Annotated in this window: 11 protein-coding genes; 1 reads left to right on the plus strand and 10 read right to left on the minus strand. The window is 41.2% G+C overall.

Annotated features, from left to right (window positions below):
• Positions 1 to 227, plus strand: a 227-nt coding sequence (locus tag N902_RS18035; protein ID WP_034622969.1) for an ATP-binding protein, incomplete at its 5' end; no start/stop codon positions are given.
• Positions 228 to 360: 133 nt separating this feature from the next.
• Here the strand turns inward: N902_RS18035 and N902_RS0113825 are convergent.
• From N902_RS0113825 to N902_RS0113875, 10 genes are all read right to left on the minus strand, one after another.
• Positions 361 to 1,248 (minus strand): hypothetical protein, encoded by an 888-nt coding sequence (locus N902_RS0113825; protein ID WP_027371393.1) that lies wholly within the window; start codon positions 1,246 to 1,248, stop codon positions 361 to 363.
• Positions 1,249 to 1,453: 205 nt separating this feature from the next.
• On the minus strand, positions 1,454 to 2,590 hold the full coding sequence (locus tag N902_RS0113830; protein ID WP_051564610.1) for a glycosyltransferase family 4 protein: 1,137 nt from the start codon (positions 2,588 to 2,590) through the stop codon (positions 1,454 to 1,456).
• Positions 2,590 to 3,696: a glycosyltransferase gene (locus N902_RS0113835; RefSeq protein WP_034622972.1), complete on the minus strand. Its 1,107-nt coding sequence runs from the start codon at positions 3,694 to 3,696 to the stop codon at positions 2,590 to 2,592. Before N902_RS0113835 ends, N902_RS0113830 begins: the two co-directional genes overlap by 1 nt.
• A gap of 248 nt (positions 3,697 to 3,944) precedes the next feature.
• Entirely contained in the window at positions 3,945 to 5,099 is a 1,155-nt protein-coding gene (locus N902_RS19475; protein ID WP_084288422.1) for an O-antigen ligase family protein, read from the minus strand.
• A gap of 74 nt (positions 5,100 to 5,173) precedes the next feature.
• A complete protein-coding gene (locus N902_RS0113845; protein WP_027371397.1) occupies positions 5,174 to 6,208 on the minus strand; it encodes an ATP-grasp domain-containing protein in 1,035 nt (344 codons plus the stop codon).
• Positions 6,205 to 7,338 carry a CapA family protein gene (locus N902_RS19480; RefSeq protein ID WP_084288424.1) on the minus strand — a complete coding sequence of 378 codons (1,134 nt, stop codon included), beginning with the start codon at positions 7,336 to 7,338 and terminating at the stop codon, positions 6,205 to 6,207. Before N902_RS19480 ends, N902_RS0113845 begins: the two co-directional genes overlap by 4 nt.
• The gene (locus N902_RS19485; protein WP_153304234.1) at positions 7,331 to 8,296 is read right to left on the minus strand and encodes a glycosyltransferase family A protein; all 966 of its coding nucleotides are present in this window, start codon (positions 8,294 to 8,296) and stop codon (positions 7,331 to 7,333) included. The genes N902_RS19480 and N902_RS19485 overlap by 8 nt, the downstream gene beginning before the upstream one ends.
• A 39-nt stretch (positions 8,297 to 8,335) precedes the next feature.
• Entirely contained in the window at positions 8,336 to 8,686 is a 351-nt protein-coding gene (locus N902_RS0113865; protein ID WP_027371400.1) for a hypothetical protein, read from the minus strand.
• 706 nt (positions 8,687 to 9,392) lie between these two features.
• Positions 9,393 to 9,557 (minus strand): type II toxin-antitoxin system HicA family toxin, encoded by a 165-nt coding sequence (locus tag N902_RS20710; protein WP_425246868.1) that lies wholly within the window; start codon positions 9,555 to 9,557, stop codon positions 9,393 to 9,395.
• A gap of 15 nt (positions 9,558 to 9,572) precedes the next feature.
• On the minus strand, positions 9,573 to 9,872 hold a 300-nt coding region (locus tag N902_RS0113875; protein ID WP_208596336.1), incomplete at its 5' end, for a type II toxin-antitoxin system HicB family antitoxin.

Here is a 9,872-nt window from a genome sequence, read left to right on the forward strand (position 1 = left end):
ACGATCTCGTGGCCCAAAGATATGAACATGCATCCACCATCATTACAAGCAACCTTGATTTCCAGGAATGGGACCGGGCCTTTGAAAACAAGCTTTTGGGATCAGCTACCATCGATAGACTCCGGCATGATGCCTACCTGGTCTATTTGGATGGGCCCAGCTACAGGAAACCAAAGCCAAACCAAGCTCTCAAAAAAGAGGTGGAAAAAAGCCAAAAATCAGCCTAAAAAATGGGGGGTTCGCAACCTCAAGATGGCCACTTAAAACTGGCCCCATTAGGGCGATCATAGGGTGGCCCGATTAGCCGATCATGGGTGGCTCCATTGGGGTGGTCAATGACAACTGCAGTATTGTTAGGCATTAAGCTAACTGGGCTATCTTCTGAGTTACAATAAAGGCTCCCTTAATTCGAAGATCTTCATCTGTCATTTCCCTAAAATCATTTGCCAGTTTCCTTCGTGGCAATGGTAATGTATCCCAGATGGCTAAATCTTCTTGGAGGATCTTAAATCCTTTATGCATAAGGAAAGAACATATTTCCCTGTGTCGCAGTCGATTTGTATAAAACCCTTGATTAAAGAACAATGGACTTTCCCATATTTTTTCAGAAAAACGCAAATTGTTTAAACCGCCTCCTAGGTGATCTTTATAATCAATCTGATGTATGGATAGTGAGCGTCTTTTATGAATTCTAGATAACTCTTGACAAAATTCATAAAACTCTTTCTTTTCTACATGTTCCAATACTGCATTCGAAAAAGAGAAGCATATTGAAGCAGTTTGTATCGATTTCATAGATTCAATGCCAGCCGTATAATAATAAATTCCAATTTTTTTCATGGCATTAAAAATATCGTCCTCAAGATGAAATGCATGCCAAAACTTTGCTTGATCTGACTCTTTGAGCAACTTAACATATTCGCTATACAATGCTAAGTCTGGACTCGCAAAGTTACCTACATCTATCAGAAAACACTTCTTAAACCCCATTGCTTTACCGAAAATTCCATTCAATAGACTGCCTCCTGGGCCTATTTCGAGAAATGCACCATTGTCAACTTTTTCTTTATATCTTTGGAAGTTGTCATAGAAACGGTTAAAAACCCGCTGTGCATACTCAGGAGATTCCATGCCGCCCCTAGCCCCAGTTAATGCACTACGAATTCGTTCATATGGTAATGGAGTCATGCCAATTAGAAGCTTGATACCAATTTTGCTCCACCAAGGTACTCCTTGTATCTTTATCATCTAATTGACCTCCACCTCTCGTGAAAATTAAAATTATATCCACCTTTTTCAAGAAATATCTCGGACAAACGTAATCTTTCATTCAAGTTTTTCAGCCGACCAAACAATAACTTTATGAAAAGTAACTCCTTTTAAAACTTATTCTTAGGCCAATCTGAGCCAAAGCAATCTAAATGTAAGTATAAGTAACAACTCACAAGATGCGCTATATGATTGCTCGATATAAGTCCTCGTACTGCCTCACAACTTTCCCCAGCTCAAAGTGCGTTTCAACTCTTTGTCGAGCTGCTTTGCCAAGCTGAGCCCGGCTCTCAGCACCCAGATCAATCAATTCCTTACAGGCTTGGGCGAATTCCTCTGGGTCTTTGGGCGGGACAATCCTCCCAGTATCACCTATAATTGCTGCAGAATCCCCCACATCTGTTGCCACGCAAGGCACTTCGCAGGCCATTGCCTCGCCCAATACATTAGGGAACCCTTCACCAATTGAGGATAAACACGCAATATCCAATGCAGCATTTATTCTGGGGATATCATCTCTCGGACCTAAAAGAAAAAACCGGTCGATAAGACCGGCTTCTTTGAGCCAATTTTGAAGGGTTGGATTGTTTTCATTAATGTTATTGCCGCATAAAACAAAAAAAGCGTCAATTCCTCCATCTTTTAAATGTGAAGCAGCCCGAACAAGATTGTCATGATCTTTTTGGGGATCAAACCTGGCAACCATACCCAGGAGCAGTGCATCTTGTGCTAGCCCCAGCTCTTGACGAACAGAAGCCCTTGCAGGTCTATTTGGCCCAAAAGATTTTAGATCAAATCCATTTGGAATGACAATCATTTTATCTTGGTAATAGCCAGCGTTCGCATGTACCTGCTCAGATGCATTAGAACAGCAAACAATACGCTCAGGAACTAAGGTGGACAGATTTGAGCAAAGCTTAACCGTCCATATTGTTGTTTTTTTATTGTGTTTTGGGTCTAGGTTGCTATGATGTATCCCCCAGATGACAGGAGCCTTGCTGACAGATTTAGCAGCAAGGCCACCCATTAAGTCAGCGTGATACATCCAAGTCTGGATCACATCAGGTTTTGCCTTGCGGATCAAACGCCCCATCTTCCACACACCTCTGGGATCAGGAATCCCCCTAGGCATACACAAGGATTGAACCGGGATGCCCAAGGCTTCAATTTTGTCTGCTACAGGTCCTCTCTCCAGCAGTGAAACCACCTGATTGTCAAATTTACTTTTATCCATGCCAGATAAAAGTTTAAAGAGCATTGTCTCAGCACCACCTGTTGAAAGGCCAGTGATGATGTGTAGGATTGAAATAGGATGTTTCATTAGCGATTTTCTAAATTAAGAACATGTATATATTCATCAACTATCGTTTCTTCATTAAAAAAAATGGCCCTTTCCCGCGCATCAACTTTGTCTCCGTTTAAAGCAGATTCAATTGCATTAGCCATCTGATATATATCACCAACAGGTATCAACTTCCCCCATTTCCCCTCTTCCAAAATTTCCCTTGGGCCACTGGGGCAATCAGTTGATACGACTGGAACGCCACAAGCCATAGCCTGTATCAAGACCCCTGGTAATCCCTCCCAAGCAGAAGAAAGTACAAATACACAAGCTCGACTCATATATGCAAAAGGATTATCCACAAATCCAGGAAGGTCTGCATAATGTTCAAGTCCTAGATCATCAATTTGTGTTTCCAGGTTGGCCCGCTCATCTCCCTCACCAAGTATAACTAATCGCGCTGATTTTTTTTCTCGAACCAAAGCAAACGCATTGATCAGGGAGCCAAAATCTTTTTGCTTAGAAAGACGGCCAACTCCAAGAACTACAGGCGGATATTGGTCATTGAACCAGGGATGCTCAGGCACTTCTTTTGCCTTTTCCATTAAGTCATTTGTCACAACAGGATTATAGATAACAGATATTTTTGTCCTATGAATGCAAGCGAATTGGGATAAATCATCTGCTACACCTTTTGAAACTGCTATAATTGAATCTGCAGATTCATAAAACCATTTAGAAAATAATAAAATCATTTTACTTCGAATATAATTACCATGTTTTATTGAAATGCTTGTTGTGTTACGTATAGTAACTCCTAATCGTACAGGTACATTGGATATTCTTTTAGCCCAAAGAGCAATTAAGTTTGCATGTCCCATAGCTGAAAGCATTGCTTGAGGTTGTTCTCTACGTAAATAACATACAAGTCCTGGCAACGATTTTAAAACACGGGATGCCCTCAAGTCTACTATTTGTACATTATCTGGAACCAATGACAAATATGGGCCTTCTGCTTTTGCCAAAACCAAATCTACTAGATACCCACGATTAGCGAATCCTTGAGCCAAGTTTAGCATGCTTCTCTCGGCACCACCGCCTCTCAGAGAGGGAAGATAAAAGGAAATTTTCTTATCTAGTTGCATCCTGATTCCGTCATAGTTTATGTGCGAAGCACATCTAGGTCCCTTATTCTGATCAGTTATCAAAACAAAGCCAGCCAGGCATGGTCGAACTGGAAAGAACTGTCATGTATTACTTGATATACAAACCCGCGGACCTACGAAGCCGCTGGCATGGAGGTTTGTATGTAAAGTTAAACATTTTCTCCATAAATTTAATTAATTTCAGGATGTAATACAACAACTGATTTATGTATGTAAAAAAAACACGGTTATTTACTTAGTATAAGACTACTTTTACTATAATGCGCTATCCAAAAAGATATACCTAAAAATATCCATACGTATTTTTCTTGATATGATACTAATGCAAATTCCCATACTAATAGCAACACAAACATCAAGACATAAAGCAACATATGTTCATTATTTTTGCTTTTCAGTAGGTATTTTAAAATTTTAAAATATACTAAGTAGTATAATATAAATCCTATTATTCCAGATGATACCATTATTTCTATATAATTGTTGTGGGAGTAAGTATCCCAAAAAGAAAAATATCTATACTGATTGATTCCATGGCCAAATATTGGAGCCTCCTTCCAAAGACTTATTCCTTCTTCAATCATAGCGATCCTGACACTACTGCTGGAATCGTTCCCCTCAATAAATTTCAGCATTCTTTCCCATGCAAAACTACTTTCAGTAACACTAATTGCGATGTATGATATCAAAGGTATAATTATAAGTAATGCAGTATACTTACGCAGTTTTAAAAACATGGATTTTGTGTATTGAATATTCTTGTATTTACTCAAAATAATATATATAATGATAAAAGGTATGACAATTATTATCTTTCTGCTCCCAGTAGTATATATAGCGAATAAAATGATCGTAATAGGATATATATTATTAAATATATGTTTTTTACCAAGGGAATAAATAAAAAATGCACATGTAATGAGACATAGCCCCATAAGATTAGGATTGCCAGAAATTCCAGCAGCTCTAAAATTTGTTGCAGTATTTGTAATGATAATATCAGTAGTTATAGCTGAATACACAAGTATAAAAGATGCTAATAATGATCCATAATATATGCTTTTTATGTTTCCTCCATTTCGCAAGGATATATATACAGCAATTCCACCTAAGTACGCTGTTGAAAAGGAAATAAAAGATATTAATGCGCTATGTTGATGTGTGCTCCAAAGTATGGTTGCAAACATATAACAAAATATAGGGAAAAAGAACCAAATTTCATTTAAACCATACAAACCTAATTTGAAAGATCTTAGAGCAAGATTAACCAGCAATAAAATTAATATTATATTAGTTATTGTTGATAATCCAGGCACAGGTGTTAGCACAAATGCAAATAAAACATAAAGAAAAACAAGAATATTTAAAAAATAATTTAACATAATAATACTGTCAGTATGATTAAGCTATATTGGTTACTTGCGATTTAATCAAAATAAATGTAAATATATGATTATTATTTAGATTTAAAATGTGATACATTATATAAAAAATCTTCAATCATGAATTGCTGAGGAAGCACGGGTTGATCATACCATTGTAGATTATGATCAAAAAAACCATGACAATTTTCATACGACTTGGCTACGTAAGCGTATGATATTTCAACAATCATAGGCTTTCCAGAAGAAGTATATATCACATCTATCGCACAAGATTGCATTTTTAAAATTCCGGTGAGCTTAAATGCCAAGCTAATACTTTCTCTAGGAAACAAACCGACATCATATTCAAATTTACCACTACCAGAAGCTCTAAAGTCGTCATCTCTAGTATGCCGTCTAATACAAAAACACCGATTTCCGATAACCACCAACCTGTCATCAAACTCATTATTGGGAACAAAATCTTGAAAATAGGTGTAGTTCTTTTCAAGAGGAAAATTTTGCTCTGTTGGCGTGGGGATAAACAGCCGTCCCACCCCCTTGCTGATATTCAACATAGAAGATAAAGACTTATCCCGCCTGAAGTGCCAAAGACGGTCTTTAAATAGATTAATCCGACTTGAAGCTTTGAAACCCCTGCCAAAAGCTTTTTTGATCAATTGCTTTGCTCTGTGTTTGTCCGAAACCAGCTTCACATTGCCTGAGCCGGCACCATTCCTGAGTTTAAATACTTTCGGATAGGTAGCCTGGTCCGCCCAGGTCAGGGCGGTATCCTGGTCATAAAACACATAACTCGGAACAAGTGGGGCTCCAATAGTCTCCAACAGATATTTCTGTCCCACCTTATCATCATAATGCCAGCAGGTTTTGCTGTCCGGGAAAACTTTTTTGCCAATCATCTCCAGCGAATACGTAAGTTGTCTGGCAAAAAGCTGCGCCTTATGATCATAATGCGCCCAGTGCCACATAAGACCTTGGCAATCTTTAATCTGGTCAATAATGTCTGAGGCATAACAATCCACAAGCTTGTAAGGAACGTTGTGCTCATCGCAGTATTCTATCCACTTGTCACTAAAGCTTCCCGGGCGGTGATGGATGGCTATCATTTTCTCTCCAATAATTCCAAAAGCAGTTCAAGGTGTGATTCGCATTGAATGAGGTTTTTCCTGGCCTCAATGCTGGATTTCGGAAGGATGAATTTTATTATCGGAAGATATTTGCTGAGTCTTCCAAGGCCGCGGAACTGAAAGGGCATGAACATTCTTAGCAGTACCGCAGTCTCCCTGGAGTCGCAAAAATCTACCCAAGTTTTTGTATAAGCATTTTCATTGGAAAGGGTCTGCTTATAATGAGTCATTTGTTGGAAAAAGGCTTGTTTTTCATTTCCATGCATCTTCCGCACGCCACCCTGTTTGACTGATTGGGTGTAGGGGATTATTTCATGGGAAATCGGCTGTTTGGTACCGACATCATATTCCAGTCGCAGAGCATAGCCTTGATTCCAGCCTTCGGGCGGCTTGGGATGATCAAAAATCAGGTTGCCCAGGCTGTAGACAATGAGCTTATCTTTGTAAAACTCGTACGCTCCTGGCACATGGGCATGATGGCAGATTACAGCATCAGCTCCCCGGTCTATAAAAAATCTGCATATTTTCCGCAGGCCGGGCCTGGGGTAGGGGAAATGTTCATTGCCGCCATGGATTGTCATGAAAACAAGATCAGCATATTTTCTTGCTTTTTCAAGCTGTGCAAGACTGTCTATCGGATCAAGCGGCGCTGCACCGGGTGTGTAGGCTTTCGCAATGCTGAATTCGTGCTCTGCAACTGCGATATATGCCACTGTTACGCCCTGTTTTTTTATTAGCAAATGTTTTCGGGCTTCTTTAAGATTTTTGCCGGCTCCGCATGTTTTGACTCCGGCATTGCCGCATGCTTTTAATGTTTCCTGGAGTCCTGCCGGTCCGAAATCCATTATGTGGTTGTTTGCCAGTCCGGCAACATCAAATCCAGAATCTGCAACAGCCTTGATGCAGTCTGGGTGTGCGAGGATGTTTGGGCCGGTTTTTTTGATAGGGCTGCCATTCCTGCATAAAGGAGCTTCCAAATTAAGAAACGAAATATCAGAGGATATTATTTCATCCCGCAAGTCCCCGAATACGGTCTCACCATTTTCTAGGGCCAGGGCTTCGAACCGCCAGCATGGTGCAAAGTCGCCCGCAAAAAACACTCTAAGCATTGTTTCTTCGCAGTGCCTTAAGGGCCATTGCGGATTTTAACAAAAATGTAGGACTTAGCGCCAAGAAAGACAGTTCTAATGCATTTGTCATGTCCCCCTGCCAGTAAAGCCTTTGGGGCAGGCCAAAATTTTTGTTGCCTCTTTTTAGATTGTCTATCCATGCAGCTTTTAATCTCATATTCAAATACTTTCGCAACAGCTTTGCTTCCTCTGCATTCAATCCTCCTGACAACTCCCGGTAGATTTTACTGCTCATCAGACAGGGTGAGGACGGGGCTGTTTTGGTGACCATGTTAACGCTGTCCTGAAAATAGACAGCACCGATGTGATCGGACCAGGCCATCTTTTTGTGCCGGCACATCATTTTGAGCCAGGCGTGCAGATCTCCACCGCGTTTAGCTTTTTCTTCAGCAGGGAATAAAGATGGCAATATAGGTGATGATGATCTTACACAAGCAACATCTGTATTAACTGGCCTAGAATCACTTAAGCAATTACTTAAATACTCACATGCAGAAATTACATGTGGTCCTTTTTCTTTATTTTTAACAAAATAATTATCAACTTTATCAAATTGTTTTGTTTGCCATATATAGCCGCAGGACATGAAGTTGATATTGGGATATTTTTGACTTAATAACGACATTCGTTCCAAATGCTCTTCATACCATTCATCATCCGCATCCAGAAACGCCACCCATTCAGCCCGGGCCTCCTTGATGCCCAGGTTTCTGGCAGCATACCCGCCCGGACCGGGTTCATCTCGGTGCAGGATTCGGATGCGGGGATCTGTGGATTTCTGTATTTCCTCCAAGCTGTTGTCCGTGGAGGCGTCGTTGACCAAGATGACTTCAAAGTCTTGAAATGTCTGGTTCAGGACTGAGCTGATGGAGCGCTGAATATGTGGTCCTTTGTTGTAGACTGGGATGACGACTGAGAAAAATGGCTTTTCACTCACGATCTCTTGACCTTTGGAAATAGATTGTTTTTTCGTGGGTTACTGCTCCAGTTTCTGCACAAACCGCAGCCACAAGGCTTCCGCTACTTCCTGTTGATTGAGAAGCAGATCCCTGGGCTGGGTTCCTAAGGCTGGTCCCATGAGCATTCGCAGGCCAAGCGCGTGGCCGGTATCTTCCACTGTAATCTGTTCGTTGAAAGAATTGTCCTGATTGATATCAAACTGGTCTTCCGCAAAGGCAATGCCGCTGTCTCTGCCAAGCCCGCCGCGCCAGATTTTGCAGCTGCTTTTTTCCATGCCCTTGTGATAAATCCTGGCTATGAATTTGTACCTGGAAATCTCCTCAAAATCAGTTGATGCTTCCGGAACCTTTAGCTCCAGCTCCTGCAAACCCTTTTGGAAATAATCCTTGATGGTGTCAAAAGTCTGCCTAAGGAACTGCTCTTTTTCCTGGTCAGACGCGCCTGCAAAAAATAGTTTTGCAAGCGCAGAGGTCAGAGATCAGAAATCAGATGTCAGCAAAAACAAAAAGTTATAAAAGCAGATTTTATTCTGATTCAGTTAAGTTGGACTTTTAGCAGTTGCATCTGGTCTGCAGCGTAGTATCTGGCAGCCAGCAGGATATGCCGGCGGATTCCAGCTTGTGGGCTAATGGGCGGACAACTCGCTCCATGTCCTTGCCCGCATGGCAGAGGAATACGTCTTTGGCATATTCGGGCATGTCTATTTGATTCCTGCCTTGTTTATCCATGAAGATCTATTTATTCCGTGAAGCTGAAGCTATGCTGAAGACCAAAAGGTCTACTTAACTGGAACGATTCCATTTTCTTTTTTTTGCCGCTGATCATCTCTCTGCGGAAAAGAGAAAACCAAAGGTTTTTAGCCGCTGATTGCGTCCCAGTGAAACTCGCTACGCTTGAGACTATGTCTGTTTCACGGGATAAACTAATCTCCGCTGATCCAGAGATTTATTATCTGCGAAGATCTGCTTGCCCCGTGAAATTTCTGCCATTTCACTGGGGCGAGATCTGCGGTTTCAATCTTCTTTTTCCTACCACTGAAAGCGACTCTGCGGAAGAAGAGAAAAAAATCTTATTTATTGCGAGATATTGAGGTTTTTCAATATCTTCCTGGCCAACGGCTCTTTGATTTCCGTATGCCGTGGTACAGCTTCCACAACCCCTGTCTTGGGGTTTATCCACAAAGCATGGGACGCCCCTTCCCTCTTCAGATAACAGCCGCCTCCGCAGTATTTTTTCAAGCTCTCGCTTTTTCATCAGACTGCAATGGTGTCTCGAATCGTATCATCAGGGAGGCCACGAGTTACATCCTCCAGACGATCCTCCAAAATCAGCACAACAGCCTGCTTAAGGCTTTCCTTTGCTTCGTCCACAGACTCGCCCTGTCCGTTGGCACCTGGGATTTCAGGGCAATATGCCCAGTAGCCCCCCTCAGGGGCTTTTTCTATTATTGCAGTCAATTCACCCTTCATGGCTGATTCCTCGCATTCTTTTTCTTGCCGCTGATGGCGTATCTGCATAAAAGAGAAGAGGAAGAATTTTGAACCGCTGATTGC

The sequence above is a fragment of the Desulfovermiculus halophilus DSM 18834 genome (assembly GCF_000620765.1).
Taxonomy (GTDB): Bacteria; Desulfobacterota; Desulfovibrionia; order Desulfovibrionales; family Desulfothermaceae; genus Desulfovermiculus; species Desulfovermiculus halophilus.